Origin of the sequence: Edaphobacter lichenicola (assembly GCF_014201315.1) — a bacterium.
Classification (GTDB): Bacteria; Acidobacteriota; Terriglobia; order Terriglobales; family Acidobacteriaceae; genus Edaphobacter; species Edaphobacter lichenicola_B.
The window spans coordinates 56336-79403 of record NZ_JACHDY010000007.1 but is presented as its reverse complement, the minus strand read 5'-3'; the positions used below and the strand labels follow the sequence as shown (position 1 = coordinate 79403).

At 57.7% G+C, this 23068-nt stretch carries 15 protein-coding genes; 7 read left to right on the top strand and 8 right to left on the bottom strand.

Annotation, left to right across the window (positions count from 1 at the left end; translation table 11 throughout):
* Nucleotides 1-125 precede the first annotated feature (125 nt).
* The 4 genes from HDF09_RS19025 (at nucleotide 126) to HDF09_RS19010 (ending at nucleotide 6910) form a co-directional block, all read left to right on the top strand.
* Complete coding sequence (locus tag HDF09_RS19025; RefSeq protein WP_183769050.1) at nucleotides 126-797, top strand: TetR/AcrR family transcriptional regulator; 672 nt, start codon at nucleotides 126-128, stop codon at nucleotides 795-797.
* Nucleotides 798-934: 137 nt separating this feature from the next.
* Entirely contained in the window at nucleotides 935-4108 is a 3174-nt protein-coding gene (locus tag HDF09_RS19020) for an efflux RND transporter permease subunit (protein ID WP_183769049.1), read from the top strand.
* Between the two features lie 61 nt (nucleotides 4109-4169).
* Nucleotides 4170-5474, top strand: a complete 1305-nt coding sequence (locus HDF09_RS19015; protein WP_260181805.1) for an efflux RND transporter periplasmic adaptor subunit — start codon at nucleotides 4170-4172, stop codon at nucleotides 5472-5474.
* Nucleotides 5471-6910, top strand: coding sequence for an efflux transporter outer membrane subunit (locus HDF09_RS19010; RefSeq protein ID WP_183769047.1), 1440 nt, complete (start codon nucleotides 5471-5473; stop codon nucleotides 6908-6910). Before HDF09_RS19015 ends, HDF09_RS19010 begins: the two co-directional genes overlap by 4 nt.
* A 101-nt stretch (nucleotides 6911-7011) precedes the next feature.
* Here HDF09_RS19010 and HDF09_RS19005 read toward each other — a convergent pair whose 3' ends face one another.
* Nucleotides 7012-8046, bottom strand: a complete 1035-nt coding sequence (locus HDF09_RS19005; protein WP_183769046.1) for a glycosyl hydrolase family 18 protein — start codon at nucleotides 8044-8046, stop codon at nucleotides 7012-7014.
* A gap of 45 nt (nucleotides 8047-8091) precedes the next feature.
* Nucleotides 8092-10440, bottom strand: a complete 2349-nt coding sequence (locus HDF09_RS19000; RefSeq protein WP_183769045.1) for a GH92 family glycosyl hydrolase — start codon at nucleotides 10438-10440, stop codon at nucleotides 8092-8094.
* Nucleotides 10441-10681: 241 nt separating this feature from the next.
* Here HDF09_RS19000 and HDF09_RS18995 point away from each other — a divergent pair, with 241 nt between their 5' ends.
* Nucleotides 10682-12130: a glycoside hydrolase family 125 protein gene (locus HDF09_RS18995; RefSeq protein WP_221270213.1), complete on the top strand. Its 1449-nt coding sequence runs from the start codon at nucleotides 10682-10684 to the stop codon at nucleotides 12128-12130.
* A gap of 60 nt (nucleotides 12131-12190) precedes the next feature.
* Here the strand turns inward: HDF09_RS18995 and argE are convergent, their stop codons facing one another.
* Genes argE through hutH form a run of 5 tightly spaced genes read right to left on the bottom strand, consistent with a single transcriptional unit; the run spans nucleotide 12191 to nucleotide 19131 of the window.
* Nucleotides 12191-13327 carry an acetylornithine deacetylase gene (argE, locus tag HDF09_RS18990; RefSeq protein ID WP_183769044.1) on the bottom strand — a complete coding sequence of 379 codons (1137 nt, stop codon included), beginning with the start codon at nucleotides 13325-13327 and terminating at the stop codon, nucleotides 12191-12193.
* The gene (locus tag HDF09_RS18985; RefSeq protein WP_183769043.1) at nucleotides 13324-14712 is read right to left on the bottom strand and encodes a formimidoylglutamate deiminase; all 1389 of its coding nucleotides are present in this window, start codon (nucleotides 14710-14712) and stop codon (nucleotides 13324-13326) included. Before HDF09_RS18985 ends, argE begins: the two co-directional genes overlap by 4 nt.
* On the bottom strand, nucleotides 14709-15932 hold the full coding sequence (gene hutI, locus HDF09_RS18980; RefSeq protein WP_183769042.1) for an imidazolonepropionase: 1224 nt from the start codon (nucleotides 15930-15932) through the stop codon (nucleotides 14709-14711). The genes HDF09_RS18985 and hutI overlap by 4 nt, the downstream gene beginning before the upstream one ends.
* The gene (gene hutU, locus HDF09_RS18975) at nucleotides 15929-17623 is read right to left on the bottom strand and encodes a urocanate hydratase (RefSeq protein WP_183769041.1); all 1695 of its coding nucleotides are present in this window, start codon (nucleotides 17621-17623) and stop codon (nucleotides 15929-15931) included. Before hutU ends, hutI begins: the two co-directional genes overlap by 4 nt.
* Nucleotides 17620-19131 (bottom strand): histidine ammonia-lyase, encoded by a 1512-nt coding sequence (hutH, locus tag HDF09_RS18970; protein WP_183769040.1) that lies wholly within the window; start codon nucleotides 19129-19131, stop codon nucleotides 17620-17622. The genes hutU and hutH overlap by 4 nt, the downstream gene beginning before the upstream one ends.
* Nucleotides 19132-19337: 206 nt before the next feature.
* Between hutH and HDF09_RS18965 the strand changes: the two genes are divergently transcribed.
* On the top strand, nucleotides 19338-19823 hold the full coding sequence (locus HDF09_RS18965) for an Lrp/AsnC family transcriptional regulator (RefSeq protein WP_183769039.1): 486 nt from the start codon (nucleotides 19338-19340) through the stop codon (nucleotides 19821-19823).
* A 37-nt stretch (nucleotides 19824-19860) separates the two neighbouring features.
* Here the strand turns inward: HDF09_RS18965 and HDF09_RS18960 are convergent, their stop codons facing one another.
* Entirely contained in the window at nucleotides 19861-21291 is a 1431-nt protein-coding gene (locus HDF09_RS18960) for a M20/M25/M40 family metallo-hydrolase (RefSeq protein ID WP_260181803.1), read from the bottom strand.
* 372 nt (nucleotides 21292-21663) lie between these two features.
* Between HDF09_RS18960 and HDF09_RS18955 the strand changes: the two genes are divergently transcribed.
* Nucleotides 21664-23052, top strand: coding sequence for a multicopper oxidase family protein (locus HDF09_RS18955; RefSeq protein ID WP_183769038.1), 1389 nt, complete (start codon nucleotides 21664-21666; stop codon nucleotides 23050-23052).
* The last annotated feature ends 16 nt before the right edge of the window (nucleotides 23053-23068 follow it).

Genomic DNA, 23068 nt, shown 5'->3' with positions numbered 1-23068 from the left:
GTAAAATAATGCAAGTCATCGGTGATTTGAAGAGTCGTGGTGGCAAGATTTGTTAGTCGACGAATCGGCAGTCGATTATCTATACTGAACGTCTAGTTTACAATGATTTTGTTGAGAACCGACGTATGAGAAAACAGCAAACCCCGGAACTCGCGGAGAAGCCGAGGAAACGCGGGAGACACCGCAGCCTCGAGGCAAAGACAGCCATTCTGAAAGCGACACTTCAGTTGCTGGAGCGCGAGTCGCTGCGCAAAGTGACCGCGGATGCAATCGCAAGACGGGCTGGTGTCAGCAAGGCCACGATCTACAAGTGGTGGCCGAACAAGAGCATGGTGGCCCTGGACGCTTATCTGGCCGGAATGACGGACAGGGTTCCAACGCCCGATACGGGGTCGGCCGAAGAAGATTTTACCGAGCAGCTGAAGTCATTGACCGCTTTCTATACCTCTACGCTAGGGCGGCTCTTCTGCCAGTTTATTGCGGAAGGGCAGAGTGATCCGGGATTTCTGGCCTCGTTTCGAGAACGTTTCCTCTATGCCCGCAGAGATGCTGCGCGTGTCATGTGGCGCCGCGGCGTAGACCGTGGCGAGATTCGCAGCGCTGTCGACGGGGAGATCGTTCTCGACCTGATCTATGGGCCCACCATCTTTCGATTGCTCGCCGGCCACGGCTCACTCAACAACTCAGAGTCTGAGGCAATGGTGGAAGCTGCGTTCGGAGGTTTAAGGCGACTTGATTATCAGCGCCCTAGGAAGAAGGCCGGCTCTCTCGTAAAACGCCGAAATGGGCAACGATGAGTCTTGTTCCACAGTCACAGCATCTTATTTCTAAACGTATCGTTTTACATGACTCCAACGAAGCTGTTTTTACACTGGCACCCATAGAGCCTCTGGTGCATTAGCAAAATAAGAAAGTATCGTTCCAAGGAGCTTTGATGTGGATCGTTCGTCTCGCGCTTAGGAGACCTTACACCTTTGTCGTCTTGTCGCTACTCTTGTTCATTATCGGGCCCGTAGTCATGCTGCGGACGCCGGTCGATATCTTTCCGAACATTGATATCCCGGTCGTTTCGGTCGTATGGAACTACGCGGGACTGTCGCCCGAACAACTGAGCGATCGAATTGTCCTGCCCTTCGAGCGAAACCTGACGACCGTGGTCAACGACATCGAGCACACGGAGTCCCAGACACTCAACGGCGTCTCGGTAGTCAAAATCTTCTTCCGCCCGTCGGTAAATATCTCCCAGGCGGTGGCACAGGTAACAGCTATCTCCCAGACAGCGCTTCGCCAGTATCCTCAGGGTACGCAGCCACCCCTGGTCATCCAGTACAGCGCGTCGAGTGTCCCCATCCTGCAGCTTGGCTTGTCCGGAAACGGCCTGAGTGAACAGCAGCTCTACGACTTTGGAACCAACTTTATCCGCACCCAACTGGCGACCGTTCAGGGCGCCTCCATGCCCTTCCCCTATGGAGGAAAGCAGCGCCAGATACAGGTGGATGTCGATACGCAGAAGCTGCAGGCCTATGGGCTCTCTGCCTCGGACATCGTAAACACCATATCGACTCAAAACATCATCTTGCCGGCCGGCGATATGAAGATGGGGCACGTCGATTACCAGGTAGAGACCAACAGCGCTCCAAGCTCAATTGCTGAGTTGAATAATCTGCCGATCAAGACCGTAAACGGTTCAACCACCTACCTCCGCGATATAGGCAATGTTCGCGATGGCTTTCCTCCTCAAACAAACATCGTGCGTGTGGATGGACAGCGTGCCTCGTTGATGACCATTCAGAAGACTGGGAACGCTTCGACGCTGAACATCATTTCGGACGTGCGTGCTCAACTTCCGCTCATCGCTGCGCAGCTGCCGCCCGCGTTGAAGATGCAACCTATCGCCGACCAGTCCGTCTTTGTACGTGGAGCAATCAGCGGTGTCGTTCGCGAAGCCCTGATCGCTGCCTGTCTCACCGCGGCGATGATCCTGATATTCCTTGGAAGCTGGCGTTCCACCATCATTATCGCCGTCTCCATTCCTTTGTCCGTCATCTGTTCTTTGCTGATGCTGGCCGCTCTGGGCGAGACGATCAACATCATGACGCTTGGCGGATTGGCGTTGGCGGTCGGTATCCTTGTCGATGATGCAACCGTCGAGATTGAGAATATCAATCGAAATCTTGAAGAGGGCAAGGAGGTCGAACAGGCGATTCTAGACGGTGCTGCTCAGATCGCAGTTCCGGCTTTTGTCTCGACGATCTCGATATGCATCGTCTTCGTCCCCATGTTTTTTCTTGGGGGCGTGGCGAGATATCTGTTCGTCCCGCTGGCCGAGGCGGTGGTCTTTGCAATGCTCGCCTCATACTTCCTGTCGCGAACCATCGTTCCGACCATGGCGAAATATCTCCTGAAGCCGCATCAGCAGGAGCACACGACGCATGTCAGCCGCAATCCGCTGGTTCGTTTTCAACTTACCTTTGAACGCTACTTCGAAAAACTTCGCAACTGGTACCACGGTCTGTTGAGCTTCTGCCTGGAGTATCGCGTTACGTTTCTTCTTTCGATTGGTGCCTTCTGGATCGCGTCCGTGGTGCTTCTCTATCCATGGCTGGGACAGGACTTTTTTCCCTCGGTGGATGGAGGGCAGTTCAAGCTGCATGTTCGCGCACACACTGGAACCCGCATCGAAGATACAGCGAGACTATGCGATCAGATCGAAGGTGTGATCCGCCGCGAGATCCCCGCCGCAGAGCTGATCTCGGTCATCGACAACATCGGTATCCCATACTCCGGCCTGAATCTCTCTTACTCGAACTCCGCTCCTGTCGGTACCGCGGACGCAGACATTCTGGTCTCGCTCGACGAGAAGCATCGCCCAACAGCCGAGTACACCCACGAACTGCGCGACAAGCTCACCCAGCAGTTTCCAGGCACAGAGTTCTACTATCTGCCGACCGACATGGTCAGCCAGATCCTGAACTTCGGTCTGCCGGCACAGATTGACATCCAGGTTGTAGGGCAGCAGGTCGCACAGAATCGCATCCTGGCCGAACAGCTGATGCAGCAGATCAGTCACATCTCCGGGACGACCGACCTGCGAATTCAACAACCCTTCAATCTTCCGACATGGACCATCGACGTCGACCGCACGCGCGCGCAGCAGGTTGGTTACAGCCAGCGCGATGTAGCAGTCAGCGTGCTCACCAGCCTCAGCGGCAGCTTCCAGACCAACCCCACGTTCTATCTCAATCCTCAGAATCACGTCAGCTACAACGTCGCCGTTCAGACGCCGCAGTACAACGTGCAGAGCCTGCAGCAGCTGGAAAACTTCCCGATCGCGACGAATGGCTCGACGCAGCAACCTCAAATTCTTGGGAATCTAGCGTCAATTCGAAGAGGAGCCGAACAGGGCACGGTAAGCCACTACAACGCACGGCCGGTAATCGACATCTATGGTGCGGTTGAAGGGACAGATCTCGCAAGCGTTTCGACCAGAATTGAGCAGATGGTCAAAGACAGCAAAGGCAAGTTGCCTCGTGGAACAGAGATCTACGTTCGCGGCCAGATTCAGACGATGCACACCTCCTTCACAGGGCTCGTCTATGGACTCCTGTTTTCGATCGTGCTCGTCTACGCGCTCATCGTAGTGAACTTCCAGAGTTGGCTCGACCCATTCATCATCATCGCCGCACTACCCGGGGCTTTGGCCGGAATCGTCTGGCTGCTGTTTCTAACCGGCACTCACATCAGCGTCCCTGCGCTGACAGGCGCAATCATGTGCGTGGGGGTAGCGACGGCGAACTCGATTCTCGTAGTTAGCTTCGCGAAAGAGCAGATGGACCTGGGATTGAACGCTCTTGATGCCGCCCTCTCAGCCGGTTTCACTCGCTTCCGTCCAGTCATCATGACGGCCCTCGCAATGATCATCGGTATGGTGCCAATGGCCCTCGGACTCGGCGACGGTGGCGAACAGAACGCGCCACTCGGCCGTGCTGTCATTGGAGGACTTCTACTGGCTACCTTTGGAACGCTAACCTTCGTTCCGGTCTTCTTTTCGTTTATGCATCGAAACGATCCTCCTCCCGTCGCACAAGATTCGGAAGAATCACTATGAGTCATTCAGGATCGTTCAACCTATGGAACGCCGCGCCCACAGCGCATTTGGAGAGATGGCAATGAACCCCGAGAACCCCGACGCGCAGAAGACATCAGAAGTAAATCGAGGTCGAGACGTAGCTGGAGAGCAGCCAGCCAAGCATGACGCTCAGCAGGCAAGGCCTGAGCCGCCGAAGGTTTCGCGCGGATCCTTGCTGTCTGTTGTCGTGATCGTGCTGGTAGCGGCTGTGATTGTTGCGGTCTTTGGCATCGTCTCGCGCAAACATGCAAGCGCGGAACTGGCGAAGTACACGGAGAATACCTCTGCTCCTCCCGTGACGCTGGAGCAACCGGTCATGCAGCAGAATGCCCGGGAGGTCGTGCTTCCAGGCAACATTCAGGCCTTCACCCTGGCGCCGATCTATGCGCGAACGACCGGCTACGTCAAGGCCTGGTATCACGACATTGGAACACCTGTACGCAAGGGCGAGCTGCTTGCCGTAATCGAAACGCCTGAGCTCGATCAACAACTCGCCTCCGCGAAGGCGGACCTTGCAACAGCAAAGAGCAACGCCAGTATCGCGAAGATAACGGCGGATCGTTACAACGATCTGATAGGCCGCAATGCCGTCTCGCAACAGGACACCGACAACGCCGTACAGGCATTGGAGGCGAGGAATACAGAGATTGCTTCGGCTCAAGCGAATGTACAGCGGTTGGAGGAGCTGGTCTCATTCGAACGCATCGTAGCGCCTTTTGATGGTATTGTTACCGCGCGCAACCTCGACATCGGACAGCTCATCACGGCTACGGGAAGCACCTCGACCTCCGGCGGAGCAATCTCGGGAAACAAGGAGATCTTCGATATCTCTGCCATCCGCACTCTCCGCGTCTTTATTAATGTGCCGCAGATCTATTCGCCGGATGCCAAAAACGGAATGATTGCGAAGCTGGTCTTGCCGCAGTACCCAGGTCGCACCTTTCAAGGCAAGCTTGTTCGCTCGTCGGACTCCGTCGATCCTGCAACGCGAACCCTGCTCGCAGAAGTGGATGTAGACAACCGCTCCGGCGAGCTGCTTCCGGGCAGCTACACCGAAGTTCACCTTAGTGTGTCGAGCGCTGTACCTGTTCTGATCGTGCCGGTGAGTGCTCTGATCCTGGAGCCGGACGGCTTGCGGATTGCAACGGTGGATGCCAATCATCGCGTTCACATGGCGCGTGTAACGCCCGGGCGTGACTATGGTACAACTGTCGAAATCTTAGCCGGCCTCAAGCCAGGAGAATCCATCATCGGCAACCCGCCCGATTCACTCACTGACGGAGAGGAAGTCCGCGTCATCAATAACGGCAACAATCAGAGCCAGGCGCCGGAGGGGAAGCGATGAAGGCTCGCGTCTTATCGCTTACAGGAGCCCTGCTCGGCGCCTCGTTGCTGAGCGGATGCAAAGTTGGACCGAACTACAAGGCTCCTGCCATGCCGGCTCCTCCCGCTTACACGGACGACGGCCACAACGGCGACTGGTCCACGGCCAAGCCAGCCGATGGAGTAGACCGCGGGCTATGGTGGTCGATCTATCAGGACGACGAGCTAAACAATCTGGAGCAGCGATGTGCGGCTGCAAATCAGAACATCGCCGCCGCTCTTCATGCCTACGAGCAAGCCCACGATCTCGTTCGCGAGAATAAATCATCTCTGTACCCAACCGTCTCGCTCGGTGGATCGGCATCGCGCAACCGTGCCTCAAACAATGCACCCTTGAGACCATCAAACGTAGCCTCATCCTACTGGGACTTTCTCATTCCGCTAAACATCTCCTGGGAGCCGGATCTGTGGGGTGGCATTCGCAGACAGATTGAGTCGAGCGCAGCCAATGCGCAGGCTACCTCTGCGGATCTGGCCAACACGAGACTAAGCCTGCAAGGTCTTCTCGCGGTCACTTTCTTTCAACTGCGAGGACTTGACCTTCAGGCGCAGCTCCTTCGATCGACGCTCGACGCATATACCGAAACACTTCAACTCACAGAAGACCGGCTGACAGGTGGCTTGAGTTCTGACAGCGATGTTCAGCAGGCGAAGGCGCAGTTAGAAGAAACCCGGGCCCAGCTCATCGATCTCGGGGTGCAGCGCGAGCAGTTCGAGCATGCGATTGCCGTGCTCGTCGGAGAATCCGCAACTGGCTTTCACATCGCCGAGCGTCCCATCGCAGGCGATCCCCCCAGCATCCCCACGGGCGTTCCGTCGGAGTTGCTCGAGCGGCGCCCCGACATCGCGGCCGCCGAACGTCGCGTCGCATCTGCGAATGCCTTGATTGGCGTCGCTAAGTCTGCCTACTATCCCACGATCCTCCTCGGCGCAGGGGCCGGCGTGCAAAGCTCCACCATCAGCAACCTCTTCAACTCGTCCAGCACGCAATGGAGCGCGGGGCCTTCCGCCAGCGAGGTTCTCTTCGATGCGGGTCGCAGAAGAGCACAGATGGACTTTGCCGTGGCGCAGCGTAAGCAGGCCACCGCTCTCTATCGCGAGCAGGTGCTCTCCGCATTTCGCGATGTAGAAGACCAACTCTCTGCATTGAGAGTATTGGAGCAAGAGGCTTCAGTACAGGATAAGGCAGTGAGTGCAGCGCAGAAGAGCACTGAGCTCTCAACGCTTCGCTACAAACGAGGCCTCGCCCCGTATCTCGAAGTGCTCACCAATCAGACAATAGAACTGACCGATGAAAGAGCTGCTGCATCCTTGGTTGCTCGGCGAATTGTAGCAAGCACCCAGTTGCAGATGGCGCTCGGAGGAGGCTGGAACTCCGTTCAACTTCCCCCCAACTAGGGCGGATCACTAATCCGCTCCATCAACGGCTACAAAAACTCAGGAGTTCTACCACAAAGGCGTCGGTTCACAAGGTATCGAACCGACGCCGATCCTCACCGCTATCGCCGCTCTGGCAAAACGCTCCAGATAGCATCATCTTCTTGACCAAGAACCCAGGCGCAAATCCCCTGCAGGTGTTGTTCCTTGGCCAGATTGTAGCGATCAGCAAATCCACGCTTCTCGGTATAAAAGATCCACTCACGCATCTGATCCCGATAAAAGAAAAAATAAGCGCTGTGATCCTGCGGGTCCCACTGCTCGTGGCCGTCGTAGGTATCGCGCAGAGTCTGTGCGTCTACAGCGCTGATGTAATCTGCCGTGATGTTTGGCTTCTGTTCCTTGTCGTTCAGCCCCGGATCGCCGGCGTACCAGTGGTATCCATAGAGTGCAACGCCGAGTGATAGCTTCTCCCTGGGAACTACCTTCAGCGCATAATCCAGATTCTCATTCATCCACACCCATCCCCCGACCGGCCCAGGCGTAGTCCATCGCGTGTGCTGGTCGTAGGTCATCAGACAGATCAGATCGACCGACTCACTAAGCGCCTTCAGATCGAAGACACCACGCCAGTCCGCGAAGATCCACTTACTGAAGGCGCTATGGCCCGGATGTCCCGGCGCATTAGGAACCACCGCGATCTGCAGTTGCAGATGCTCTCGGTGCATGGCATCGGCGATGCGCTTTGCAGCAGCCGAGAGAGTATCTCGATCGGTCCACGAGATATTCTCGAAGTCGAGCTGAAAGCCGTCATAACCATTCTGCTTGCACTCAGAGATTAGCGAACCAATCAACGCCGTCTGCGCCTGATCGCTGGTAAGCAACGAATGCACGCCGGTCTTGTCAAAGATAGCGATGATGGGAAACAGAGAGATGTGTCGCTGCTTCACCACACGCATCACGCTCGGGTCCGGCTCACCGTACACCAGTCCGTTCGAATCAACGCCGTACCAGGTCGGAACGATGATATCGATCTTGGTCTGGTGCTCCATGAAGTCGCGCACCGAATCCGGATGATCGCTCATATAGAACAGCGTCTTCGTCTGCGCGAAGACCGTTGGCACAACAAAGAGAAGGCAGAGCAGAAGCTTCGTCATTAAGACCCCTCACATGGCTGAAAGCAAGATCGATAAGTCGGGTATTTAGGCGCTCTCAAGGGTCAAAGAAGGCGGCACGTCCGCAGGTTGAGATCCAAACTCAAGATTCGGTTTGTCTCCCATCTCAAAGACGATGCGCGCACCATTCGCAATATCCCGATGATTGAACCAGGACTTCGTGTACGGCTTTCCATTGAAGCTGACCGACTGAATATACTGATCGCTCGCCAAGTGACGATGCGCAATAATCTCAAGCTGCCTGCCGTTGCCTAGTTGCACGCTGACCTGATCGAACAAGGGCGTCCCAAAGATGTAGTTGCCACTCACAGGGTCAACCGAATAAAAACCCAGCGAACTCAGGATGTACCACGACGACATCTGGCCCACGTCTTCGTTGCCTTGCAAACCATCCGGAAGCGCAGCGTACATCTTCTCCATCAGCATGCGCACCCGCGCCTGTGTCTTGTAAGGCTGGCCTGCATAGGCATAAAGATAAGCGATGTGATGCGACGGCTCGTTGCCATGCGCATACTGACCCACCAGCCCGGCGATATCCGGCGGTGCGTCGGCAGGCAGCGTCGAAGGTTGATCGAATAACTCATCGAGCTTCTCGAGAAACTGCTTCTGTCCGCCAAGAATCTCAATCAACCCCGCGGCATCGTGCTGAATCCCAAACGTAGTCTGCCACGAGTTCGACTCGGTAAAGTCGCGCCACTTCTTCGAGGTGCCCATCTCGATCGGATCAAACGGCGCAGCCCACTCCCCGTTCGCCAGCTTGGGCCGTGCAAAGTTCATCGAGCGGTCGTAGTAGTTGCGATAGTTGCGCGAACGCTCCACCAGCATTGTTGCATCGTCCGAGTGGCCAAGCTTCTTCGCCACGTGTGCGATCGACCAGTCGTCGTAGCAATATTCAAACGTCTTGCTGACCGACTCCTCTTCAAGATCGCAAGGAATATACCCTTTCGAGCGGTAATACCCAAGCCCACGATAGTCATCCACCATGGCGCGTTTCATCATCACCTTGTAAGCGCGTCCATAGTCCACACCTGCAATGCCCTTGTTGCACGCCTCCGCGATCACGGCAGCGGAGTGATAGCCGGTCATCGTCCCGGTCTCACAACCCTGCAGCGGCCACACCGGCATTCCCGCGGGGCTCTCCTCCGCCATACGAATCAGCGCGTTCGCAAAGTCCGGCACGCGATCCGCCGACATCAGCGTGTACAGAGGATGAGTAGCGCGATAGGTATCCCACAGTGAAAATGCAGTGTAGTTTCGCTGCCCATCACGAAGCTGATGAATCTGCTTATCCATCCCTCGATAGCGGCCATCCACATCATCGAACAGCGAAGGCCCAACACAAGCGTGGTACAGCGCAGCATAAAAAATCCGCTGATGAGTCTCATTCTCAGTCTTGATCCTGATGCGCGAGAGCTGCTGATTCCATTTCTCTCGTGCGCTACGGCGAACCTTCTCAAAGTCCCATCCCGGCAGCTCAGCCTTCAGGTTATTCGCAGCAGACTCCGAGCTGACACCAGAGATCCCGGTCTTCACCAGAATCACCGGATCCTTCGCCGTATCAAAGAACAATACGCACTTCAAGGACTTATCAGTCAACGGCTGCGTCCCCGCCGGAACCTCCGTCCCCTCCTGATAGAAGACAATCCGAGTCGGCTGCTGCGAGAACTTCATCGTGAAGTAGATCTGCCGCCCATCGCCCCACGCTTTGGTAGTACGCCCTCCCGCGAGTGTATCCGGTGCCGTACGTTCGAGCGAAGAGGTGACCACAGCCGACTGCCCGTTGTACGCGTAGCTATGCTCAAGGTCGACGATGATATGACCCGACTTCGGAGCATCCTTGCCCGTAGGAAAGCTGTAGCGATGCAGCCCGGTACGCTCCGTCGCGGTCAGCTCCGCGCGAACTCCATAGTCCTTCAGCAGAACAGAATAAAAACCCGGTTCGGCATGTTCGTCTGCATGGTCGAAGCGCGAGCGATAGCCTGCATCCGGATTACTGCGCGGCCCCGGAACTATCTTCGACTCGCCGGTGCCGGGCATCACCAGAAAGTCGAGCAGATCGCCGCAGCCCGTGCCGCTCAGGTGAGTATGGCTGAAGCCCATGATCGACGTGTCGGAGATGTGATAGCCCGAACACCAATCCCATTGATCGTTGAAGGTATCCGGACTGAGCTGGACCGCACCAAAAGGTACTGTAGCTCCGGGAAACGTATGCCCATGTCCACCCGTGCCAATCCTTATATCAACCAGCGATGCGGCGTCGAAGGTCGCATCCGTCTTTGTGGACTCGTGGATCACTTTGCCGAATGCGCTGCTCTCAGACGCACCCACCGCACACACAGCCGAGACACCGCCAAGGAATCTTCTTCTGGAAATCACTGATGCTCCATTGATATTAAGTTGATACAAAATCTGAAAGTCGAACCTCAAAGACAAGTGTCGCGCAGACACCTACTCTATTGACGTAGACTAAACTGAATAGAGAGATAATTTCGATCAAAATATTGACTGATCTTCTCTCAAAAAGTCACCATACTGAAATATCTCTGGCAAAATTGAGTTTTTGCTTTCATTAAGCCGTCAAAAAACCTCACATCCGGAACCCCAGACCAGACCAAAGATGACAAACGGGAAAACCAGCCGCCGAGAGATGCTGCGAATGACAGCAGGAGCCGCAGTAGCGATCACGCTTCGCCCTTCCACCGTCTTCGCAGGCGCAACGCCTTTCTCATCTCCCTCCAAACGCCCAGCCCTCCAGGACAGAAAATTTCAAAGCACAGCCGTCGAAGCCTACCTTACGAACATAAGCAGCAAAATCGGCGATCCCGAGCTGGCATGGCTCTTTGAAAACTGTTATCCCAACACACTCGACACGACCGTTGAGTTCGGCACCTTCGAAGGCAAGCCGGATACAGCCGTCATCACAGGAGACATCCCCGCGATGTGGCTGCGCGACTCCTCCGCCCAGGTGTGGCCCTATCTCCCTCTGGCTGCGAACGACGCGCACCTCCGTCAGATGCTCGAGGGCATCATCCGTCGACAGGCCCGATGCATCCTCATCGACCCCTATGCGAATGCGTTCATGGCGAACCTCGACGCGCCCCCGCTCGAGTGGAGTAGAACCGATGCGACCGAGATGAAGCGCGGCGTCGGCGAGCGCAAGTGGGAACTCGACTCGCTCTGTTATCCGATCCGTCTCTCCCACAGATACTGGCGCGCAACCGGCGACACCTCTCCCTTCGACAAAACCTGGCGCGCCGCGATGAAGCTGGTCGTTGAGACGATGCGCGTTCAGCAGCGCAGGCAAAGTCCCGGCCCCTATCACTTTCAACGCACCTCAAAGACCCCCACCGAAACCCTGCCTGGCGACGGATACGGCGCTCCGGTGCGCCCAGTCGGCCTCATCGCATCCGGCTTTCGCCCATCGGACGACGCCTGCACCTTTCCATTCCTCGTCCCGTCGAATCTCTTCGCCGTCACAGCCCTCGGCTATCTCGCACAGATGGCCAACGAGATCCTGCATGACTCAGCTCTCGCCAACCAGGCCGACGCACTATCAGGCGAGGTAAAGAAGGCGCTCCAACAACATGCCGTGGCGCAGACCGCCGAGGGAACTATCTGGGCGTACGAGGTGGACGGCTACGATAGCCAACTGCTCATGGACGACGCCAACGTACCGAGCCTCCTCGCGCTTCCGTACATTAACAGCTCGCCTGACGCAGCGCTCTACGCCCGCACTCGCAGCTTCGTCTGGAGCGATCGCAATCCATGGTTCTTTCAGGGAAGTGCAGGCGAGGGAATCGGTGGACCCCACGAAGGCAAAGACATGATCTGGCCCATGGCCATCACCACCTACGCCCTCACCAGTCAATCGGACAACGAGATCGCCCACGCCCTCGCCATGCTGAAACATGCCAGCGCCGGATCAGGCTTCATGCACGAGAGCTTCAATCGCAACGACGCCACAAAGTTCACGAGAAGCTGGTTCGCCTGGGCCAACTCGCTATTTGGCGAACTCGTCGCCAACCTAGCCACGACCCGTCCTGCGTTAGTCCAGGCAGCCCGCTAACCCACCACATAGAGAACACTCGACGAAGCGATCAAACAAACGAACGCGCTCAATCCGCGACTAGCCGCAAAGCTCCTTGATCGCCCGGCGCAGAATCGCAACGCACTCCTCGAGCTCCGCAATCGGCACACACTCGCGCGGGCTATGCGCCGTCAGCATGGATCCCGGCCCAATCACCACCGCCTCAGCGCCCATCCGAGCCATCCACGGTGCCTCCGTGCCAAAGGCGATTGTCTGGATCTTCGAGTCAGCCTCTTTCATCACAGCCTGAATCACAGCACTATCGATTCGAGTCTCGAACCCGCCTTCCATCCTCAGAGCCTCAACCTGTATCTCAAACCCGTCCCGGCTCTCCTCCTCGAAACGACGAACAACCTCACGCAGCCGCTCAAGAACAACCTCTGGTCGTTGCGTCGGAACAGGTCTCCACTCCAACAAGAAAGAGCACTCAGCTGGAACAACATTCTTGGCCGTCCCCCCGCGAATCTCACCAACGTTCAACGTCGTCCACGGCGGAGAGAAAGCATCATTGCGGTCCACCATCAACTCCTGCGCTAGCGCCTCGATCTCTCGCAGCAACCGCGCCGCAGCAAAGATGGCCGACCGGCCAGCCTCAGGAAAAGCACTGTGTGCAGCGCGCCCCGTTACCTTGATCGAAGCAAGACAATAGCCCTTCCCCGCACGCGCAGGAGTAAGCGACGTAGGCTCCCCAACGATCGCGTACCGCGCACGAATCGCGTCTCGCTCAAGAAGAAAGCGAGCCCCCCGGCAACCGACCTCTTCATCCGCCGTAAACACCAGGCATAGCCGTTTCTTCATCTCCCCAGCATCCACCGTGGAAGCCGCGGCGAGCACACACGCAAGAAAACCCTTCACATCACAAGCGCCGCAGCCGTGCAGCATCCCATCCCGCTCATGCAGCGTCGTTGCGTCCACCCACTCAGCGCCGAAGGGAACCGTATCCGTATGGCAGACAATGGCAAGCTCCGTCTCGATCCGCCCGTCTCCCATTGGCTGAGGCGAGACAACAAGATTCACCTTCTCGACGCCCGCTGCATCGTCATAGCAAAACAGTCGAGAATGCCACCCCAGCGGCTCAAGAAACCTCTGAATCCACTCCACCACCGGGCGGTTGCTCATGCAGGACACGCTAGGGATCGCCACCAACTCCTGCAGCAGTACCTGCGGACGAGTCATAGCTCAGTCCCCAGCCGCCTCTGCACGCTGCGAAAGGCCTCCACGATCTCACCCTGCATCGCATGCCGCCCATCGTCGACGACGACCCGACCATCGACGACCACATCTCGGATCGCTCTCGGAGACATACTGAAGACAATATTCGTCAGCAACTCATCGGGCAGACTTCCCGCAATCGAAGCCTCGGAGAGATCGACCGTAAAGAAGTCGGCAGCCTTACCTGCCTCCAGCGACCCAGCCTCGACATGCAGCGACCGAGCACCAGCACGCGTCGCAAAGTCGAAGAGCAGAACCGGCAAAGCCTCACCCTGTCGACCATCGAGAACCGCGCGCTGCAGGTGTCGCAGGCGCAAGTTCGATTCCAGCTCGCGAGCATTCTCCAGCGCATCCGTCTGCGTATGGCTGTCCGTTCCGAGCGCAATCGAAACCCCCGCATCGATCAAAGCATCTGCATCAAGAATCCCATCTCCAAGATTTCGCTCCGTCGTAGGACAAGCCCCCACCGTAATCTTTCCACGCCCCATCCGCTCCATCTCGCCAGCCTGCAGATGGATCGCATGGATCGCGGTAAAGTCCGGAGTCATCAGCCCAAGCCCATCGAGAAACTCAAAAGGAGTCGCTCCATACTCAGCAACACAAGCCTCAATCTCCGCAGGCTGTTCCGCAACGTGCATATGCAGCGGCAAACCATGTGTCTGCGCCCAGCCCGAAATAGCCTTGAGATAATCACGCGGAACAGCCCGGACACTATGCGGAGCAAGCCCAAAGCTAATGGTCGAAGCCATCACAGCAATCTCATTCCGCAACGTCTCCGAATCACGCAAAAATCTCTCCATATCCGGCTCAATAAAGCGGATCTGGCCAGAGTCCGGCGGAAGCTTGAAGCCCGCACGAGCATAAGCGCACCGAAGCAGAACAATCCGTATCCCCACGCTCTCCGCACCGCGAATCACCTGCTTCGCCAGCAAATTCGGATCGGCATACGCTTCCCCCGCCGGCGTGCGATGAAGATAGTGAAACTCCCCAACCGTAGTGATCCCCGCAAGCGTCATCTCAAGAAACGCCATACGGGCAACGTGGTAAATCTCCTCCGGAGTCAGCGCAAGCGCACAGCGATACATGATGTTCCGCCACGACCAGAAGTCAGGCCCACTCCTGCGCCTCGACTCCGCCTTGCCGCGCAACGCACGCTGAAACGAGTGCGAATGGATATCGATCATTCCCGGCAACAGCGCCCGACCCGGCAAGCGCCGAACATCGGGGCCACCGTCCGTCTTCGTCGGACCAACCGAGAAGATCGTTCCGTCATCCGCGACAACAACTTCATAGCCGCTCCGAAATCGTCCGTCGACATAAACAAGATCCGGCTGGTAAGACACGCTCATGCTGCCTGCTTTCGTCCGGCAACCCAGATCTCACGCACGATATTTTGTCCGAGAGTATAAGGCAGGTCTCGCCAATCGGAGCTCTCCAGCACCACCAGATCTGCTTGCATCCCAACCTCCAGCCTCCCAACATTTGCAAGCCCAAGCGCCGCCGCAGCATTCACCGTGCACGCGGTCAGAGCCTCCGGCGCCGTCAGTCCATTCAACCGCACCGCCAGGCCCATTGCCGCCGCCGCAGAGAACAGCGGACTGGACCCCGGATTCAGGTCAGTGCCGATCGCCACCGCAGCGCCAGCATCGATCAACTTCCTTCCCGGCGCAGCAGCAAGTCCGAGGTGAAGACTCACGCCGGGCAGAATCGTCGCAATCGTCTTCGACCTCGCGACCAACCCACACTGCTCGACCGAACACACTTCAAGATGGTCGACACTCAGAGCTCCCATCTTCACTCCCAACTCCAGGCCACCCACCTGCTGAAACTGTTCCGTATGCAGCTTGATACTCAACCCGGCCGCCTGCGCACAAGCGAGCACAATCCTCGCATCTTCCGCGCTCCACGCATGATGCTCAACAAAGATGTCCACCGCAGAAGCAAGACGCCGCCTCGCAACCTCCGGTATCAACTCCTTGCAAACCATCTCGCGATAGGTCTCTCGTTCCGCAAGTCCTTCGGGACAAATGTGGATCAGCAAAGTAGGTACCAAGCGGCTTTGCGTACGCTCCTGAAGTAAGCGAACAGCTTCAAGCATCCGCAACTCAGCTTCGAGCGTGTACCCATATCCAGACTTCACCTCGATCGTCGTAGCGCCCGAACGCTGTAGCGCCTCGATGCGAGGCAACGCAAGCGCCGCCATCTCCTCGCTGCTCTTCTCCGCGGTCTCACGAATCGTATGCCATATCCCGCCGCCCGCCGCGAGAATCTCTTCGTAGGTCGCTCCGGTACTCCGCGCTTCAAAGTCAGCAAGACGATCGCCCGCCCACACCGCATGCGTATGTGGATCGACAAGTCCTGGAACAACCGCGTGACCGCCAAGATCAATCACCGACTCAGCAGAGCCGCGCCACTCACGCTCCGGCCCAATCCATGAGATCACGCCCGCATCAACAGCAACTGCCGCCTCTGGAATGATCCGCAGTTGCCCCATCGCTGCCCCACGCTTCGGCCCGTGTCCAAACGGAGTAACCACCTGCGAGATCCCAGTCAAAAGCAACTCGCTCATTTCGCCCCGACGCCATCTGCACTGACGACATCTGCACTTTGCACACCCGGCCTATCGAGGCCACGCTCAGCCGCGATCCTGTGAGCCTTCTCATACCCCGCATCGGCATGGCGAATCACGCCCATCGCCGGATCGTTGGTAAGGCAGAGCCGCAACCGCTGATCCGCCTCCTCGCTGCCATCAGCCACAGCAACCAGTCCGGCATGCTGACTGTATCCCATGCCGACACCGCCCCCATGGTGAAAGCTCATCCACCCGGCCCCGCTGGCGATTCCTGTCGCAAAGTTCAGCAACGCCCAATCGGAGACAGCGTCCGAACCATCCAGCATAGCCTCGGTCTCGCGGTACGGACTCGCAACCGACCCGGCATCCAGATGATCGCGACCGATCACAATCGGAGCCTTCAGTCGGCCATCCCGCACCATCTGGTTGAACAGCAGGCCGGCCTTATCCCGCTCCCGATACCCCAACCAGCATATGCGCGCAGGCAGACCCTGATAAGCGACATGCTCTCCGGCCCACGGAAGCCACTGATTCAACCGCGCATCGTCAGGAAAAAGTTTCAGCAGCGCCGCGTCAGTAGCCGCGATATCAGCCGGATCACCCGACAAGGCAACCCACCGGAACGGTCCTCGTCCCTCGCAGAAAGAGTCACGAATAAACGCAGGTACGAATCCCGGATAGTCGAACGCATCGTTCACGCCGGCGATCTTCGCCTGCGCCCGCAGATTGTTGCCGTAGTCAAAACAGATCGCGCCCCTGCGCTGCAGCTCCAGAATCGCCTGAACATGCAGTGCAATATCGGCGCGCACACGCTCAAGATAACGCTCCGGCTCTCGACTACGCTGTGCCGTCAAATCTTCATCTTCTTTGGCAATCGGCCAGTAGCCATAGAGCGGATCATGCGCGCTCGTCTGATCTGTAACAACATCAGGCACAAAACCAGACCGCACGATCTGCGGCAAAATGGCAGCGGCATTCCCGAGCAGTCCGATCGAAACCGCACGGCCCTCCTTGCGTGCCACCGTTGCCCGCGCAATCGCATCTTCCAGCGAGCTCGCTACCTCATCAAGATACCGCGTAGCAATGCGGCGCTGAATACGGCTCTCGTCCACCTCAATGCAGATACTCACTCCGCCAGCCAGCTTTACCGCCAGAGGCTGCGCGCCTCCCATGCCCCCCAGGCCGGCTGTCACAGTAATCGTTCCCTTCAGTGAGCCGTTGAAGTACTTTTGCGCCGCGCCAAGAAAAGTCTCGTAGGTCCCCTGAAGAATCCCCTGCGTCCCGATATAGATCCACGAGCCCGCCGTCATCTGCCCGTACATCATCAAGCCCGCACGATCCAGCTTGTCGAACTCGTCCCAGTTAGCCCAGTGCGGCACCAGGTTCGAATTGGCAATCAGCACCCGCGGAGCCAGCGGATGCGTCTCCAGTACCGCCACCGCCTTCCCGGATTGCACCAGCATCGTCTCGTGGTTCTTCAGACGATCGAGCGTCTGAACCAGCGTATGGTAGGCCTCCCAGTTGCGCGCCGCCTTCCCGCGCCCTCCATAGACGATCAACTCCTCCGGCTTTTCAGCCACCTCCGAATCGAGGTTGTTCATCAGCATGCGCTTGGCCGCTTCCTGAATCCAGCCCTGCGCAGTGCGTACATTTCCACGCGGTGCACGAATAGGGGTGTAAGCGCTCATGCGTGAGCGACCTCCTGCGTGTTCAACGTCGACGCCCAATGGATCTTCGCAAGAAACGCATCCGCCGCAGCCATTATCCCGGACAGAACGCGATCTCCCTCCCAGGCGGGGCAATCAACTCGAAAAGCATCGCGAGCCGCATCCAGCAACAACGAGACGGAACGATCCCCGCGAAGGTCAAGCGCCCGCGTAGCCGTCAGCCATTCGATCGCCAGCACCATCCGGCAGTGTGTCACCGACTGCATCAGCTTCAGGGCCGAGGTCATCCCCATACTCACAAAGTCTTCCTGATTCCCACTCGTCGGGATCGAGCACGCAGAGGCCGGCGTAGCCAGAACCCGCATCTCCGCCACCAGCGCAGCCGAGGTCACCTGGGCCATCATCAATCCCGACTCAATCCCCGGCCGCGTAGCCAGAAACGCAGGAAGCCCCTCGTTCAGACTCGGATTCATCAGCCTCTCGGTCCGCCGCTCCGAGATGCCTGCCAACTGGCAGAGAGCAATCGCAAGCTGATCCAGCACCAGCGCCAGCGGAGCTCCATGAAAGTTTCCGCCTGAGACAAAGTCATCCTCAAACAGCAAAGGATTGTCCGTCGCGCTATTCAACTCAATCGCGAACACCCGCTCTGCCTGACGCAACGAGTCCCACACTGCCCCATGGACCTGCGGAACGCAGCGCAGGCAATAGGCATCCTGAACGCTCGTACTCGAGCGATGCCGCGTCGATCCCTCAAGCAGGTCGCGAAGCGAAGCCGCGCTATGAACCTGCCCCGGATGAGGACGTGCTGCATGAAGCCTCTCATCATAGGCCGCCGCCGTGCCTCGCAGTGCCTGCAGTGTCAGAGCCGCGGCAATCTGTGCCGACTGAAACAACTCGTCAAGGTCACGCAGCTGCAGACATCCGATCGCGAGCATCGCCTGCGTTCCGTTCAGCAGCGAGATCCCCTCCTTCGCCTGAAGCTTCAACGGCTGCAGTCCGGCTCCCTGCAAACACTCCGCAGCCGGCCGCCGCTCGCCAGCAAAAAAGGCCTCGCCCTCCCCAATCAACACTAGAGCCATGTGAGCAAGCGGTGCCAGATCCCCGCTCGCGCCAACGCTTCCACGCATCGGAACCACCGGAGTGATGCCACAGTTCAGCAGGTCGCACAGCCGCTCCGCAACCACCGGCCGAATCCCCGACAAGCCCATCGCAAGAATATTAGCCCTGATCAACATCATCGCCCGAACCACATCCTCGGCCAGAGGCTCTCCCACCCCGCAGCAGTGCGAGCGCACCAGGTTCAACTGCATCTGCTCAATCCCATCGGCCTCAAGCCGAACATTTGCCAGCAGCCCCACTCCAGTGTTCAGCGCATACACCGCAGTCTCACCCTGAAGCGCCTCCTCCACTTTGCCGCGCGAGATCTTCATGCGGCCCAGCGCCGCCCCTGCAATCGAAGCGGACTCGCCACTCCGCGCGACACGAACAACTTCATCAATCGTCAACGATCTTCCATCTAGTTCAACCATAACCAGCAGCATAGAGGAGCGCAGTCGAGTAAGCCATGGAAACCATCCGGAAATTCACCCAAAAATCAGAGGAAACACCAAAAAAACAAATCAAAATCCAACGAATCAATCATCGTCAACAGGTATCACACCGGATACCGTCGTGACATAGAACGAACAAATTGTCCATTCTGATGTCTAATTGCTAGGAAACACAGGAGTAAACCATGGCACAAGATCTTGACCCCATCGACTACAACATCGTCCGCATGCTCGCCGAAGACGCCAGAACATCCTACGCGGAGCTAGGCCGCAAGGTAGGCCTCTCCCCCTCCGCCGTAGCCGAGCGAATCCATCAGCTCGAGAGCGCCAAAGTCATCCTGGCATACCGCGCCCTGCTCGACGAAAAGGCCTTCGGCTACTCCGTCATGGCCTTCATCCGGCTCACCTGCGACAACACCCACTACCGCCCCTTCCTCAAGTTCCTCCCCACCATCGACGCCGTACAGGAGTGCCATCACATCACCGGCGGAGAAGCCTTCCTCATCAAAGTTCGCCTTTCCTCCATCGATGAACTCGAGTCACTCATCGAGCGCCTGCTCCCCTACGGAATGCCCACCACCAGCATGGTTTTATCCACGCCCGTCTATCGCCAACAAGAGGCGTGGTTGCTCAGGCACGCCGGCTTTCCCGCACGCCCCAGAAAAAAATAAAGAAGTCTTGCAGCGAGAAGCCCGCCCTCAACTAGCCCTACTGTGAGGTCAGTGCCTTCAGATACAAATACTCGAACTCAACTCCGGCAAAAAAGTCGACGACACGAATACGTTCATCCCGCCCGTGAGCACGAACATCATCGCGATCCACACCCATGCCTGAGAACCCATAACTCGGAATCCCCGCATCCATCGTGTAAACGCTGTCAGAAGCGCCCGTCTCCATCTCCGCAATCACTGGAATTCCGGGCCATATCGAATTTACCGTCGCCTCAAGCGGCTTGAACACCACCGGATCCAGTGGCGGCGGAGCCATCGACTTACGATCGGACCCCTTCTCCATCACCTCGCCCGAGTTGGTGACATACTGCACCTTCAGTGTCGGATCGGCAAAGATCCGAATCAGCTCCTGCCGAATCTCCTCCTGCGAATGGCCAGGAAAGATGCGGCAATTCACATTCGCGACCGCGCTTCCCGGCAATGCATTTGGCGCATGGCCAGCGGACATCATCGTCGCAACGCAGGTCGTATGCAGCAGTGAGTTGTAGATCGGGTCCTTCGACAACCGCTGCGCAGCCTCCGCATTCGGCACAGTTCCAGACACAGCCTTCAGATCCTCCGCCAGCTGCCCCTTTTCCGTCTTCGCAACGCTGGCAAAATAAACTCGCGTTACCTCATTCGCCTCCAGTGGAAACGGCGTCTTCTCCAATCGCCCCAACGCATCAGCGACATGGTAGATCGCATTATCGGGCCGGGGCAGGGAGCTGTGCCCGCCAGGGTTCGTCGCCGTCACTCGATAGTCCGCGTAAAGTTTTTCCGTAGCCTCAACACCCATGCTGACAGCTCTACCCTTCTCCAACTCAGGTCCGCCTGCATCCGGATTCAGCGCAAACGCACCATCAATCAGATCGCGATGATTCTTCAGCAGCCAATCCACTCCATTTGACCTCCCGCCCTCTTCGTCAGCGGTCAAAGCAAGAATAATATCGCGATCAGGAACAAAGCCCTCACGCCGCATCCGAATAAAACTCTCAACCACAGCAGCATCGCTGTCCTTCATATCCTGCGTCCCACGCCCGTAAAAATAACCGTCTTTCTCAACAAACTGAAACGGGTCCGTCGTCCAGTCCGACCGCTTCGCCTCGACCACATCAATATGCCCGATGATCAAAACCGGCTTCAGCGTAGATCCCGCGCGTCCGCGATACCGCGCCACCATATTGCCCTTCCTGTCATTCGGCCCCATCACCACCACGTCCGACTCCGCAAACCCGGCATCCAGCAGCCGCTTCTTCATCGCATCAGCCGCCACCGTCGTACTGCCAACCGAGTCCGTCGTATTCGTCTCGATCAGCTGCTGAAAGATCTCACGCGCGAGCGCCTTATCGGCAACCGGCAACTGGTTCGGCTGAGCAAACAGCGCAGAAGTCAAAGCAACAGAAATCAGACAAGCGGCAATCGATCTCAAGGGGTAGTCCTTGTCCATCAAAGTAGGAAATGTGATCCTATATTCGCATACCAGCCGACTCCCTCTGGAAATAAGAAACTGTCCATAGACTCCACAGATAAGAGATAAAAGATGCGTCATCTCGACCGGAGCCGTGCGGTCTCATCGCATGGCGGAGTGGAGAGACCCCCGCATCTTCGCTTTTGCTGTTGCTTGTTTCCCCAAAAATCAGGCCACGGACCTGCAGTGCTACAAGAGTTCTCAAACAGGTCCCAGGAGCGTCGGAACCAACGCAAAGCACCCCCCGCCGCAACCAGACTGGACAATCCCAACCCCAGACGCTATTACTCTAAGACGTCCCTGAATAAGCTCTCGAGCACGAAGCGAGCCTTGATGAACCGGAGAAATTTTTTAGCTGCAACAGGCGCAACACTGGCACATGCCGCGGCGCCACGGATCACTTGGGGACTGGCAGCACCGGAACACGCCGCCGATCTTCGCCTGCGCATCGAGCCCTGCACTCTGGACATCGGTCGCGGCGTCCAGATCAACACCATCGCCTACAACGGCCAGGTTCCTGGGCCTCTGCTCCGCTTGAAAAAAGGCAAGCCAGTCACGATCGACGTCACCAACGCCTCAAAAAATCCTGACCTCGTCCACTGGCACGGCCTCACCACCGATTCATTAAATGACGGCGCTGTAGAAGAAGGCTCTCCGTTGATCGCGCCTGGAGCGACCCTGCGCTATCACCTCACGCCGAACCCCTCCGGCACCCGCTGGTATCACACCCACGCCATGGCCATGGGCGATCTCTCCCTCGCCGCCTACACCGGCCAGTTCGGTTTTCTTCTCGTCGACGGCGCACCTGACCCAGGCCGTCACGACAAGGAAGTCAACCTCGCAATCCGTCATTGGGGCCCTCACTTCGTCCCGATGGTCGAAACCATGCGCGCCGAATCGCAGAACATGCCACAGACCGCCGGCTCCGACGTAGGCTACGATCACGCCACCATCAATGCGCACATGCTCGGCGCAGGGGAACCCATCCGCGTCAAACAAGGAGAGCGAGTTCTCTTCCGCCTCCTCAACGCAAGCGCAACCGAAAACGCAGTGCTCGCTCTCCCCGGCCACACCTTCAAGGTCATCGCCATGGACGGCAACCCAGTCCCCAATCCATACTCCGTCGAAGTCCTCTCCCTCGCCGTCGCAGAACGCGTCGATGCCATCGTCGAGATGAACTCCCCAGGCGTCTGGATCCTCGGTTCAACCCTCAAGCAGAGCCGAGACATTGGCCTCTGCGTCGTCGTCGAGTACGCCGGCAGATCAGGCGAACCCGTCTGGCGCGACCCGCAACCTGTTGAGTGGGACTACACCCGATTCGCCGCCAAAGACGAAGTCGCAGAGCCGGAAGAGACCTTCACCCTCACCTTCCGCGACGCCGGCACACTCAACGGTTCGAAGTTCGACACCTGGACGATCAACGGCGATGCATGGCCCAACGTCAAACCGTTGATGGTCAAGCACGGCAAACGCTATCGCATGCTCTTCCGCAACGCCAGTGGCGACCAGCATCCCATCCACCTCCACCGGCACAGCTTCGAAGTCACCAGGATCGACGACCAGCACCTCAGCGGACTCATCAAGGACACCGTCAACGTCATGCCGCTCCAAACCGTCGCCGTAGACTTCCTCGCAGACAACCCAGGCGACTCGCTCCTGCACTGCCATCAGCAGCTCCACATGGACTACGGCTTCATGCAGATCATCAAATACACGGACTAGCCATGGGCCGACAGAA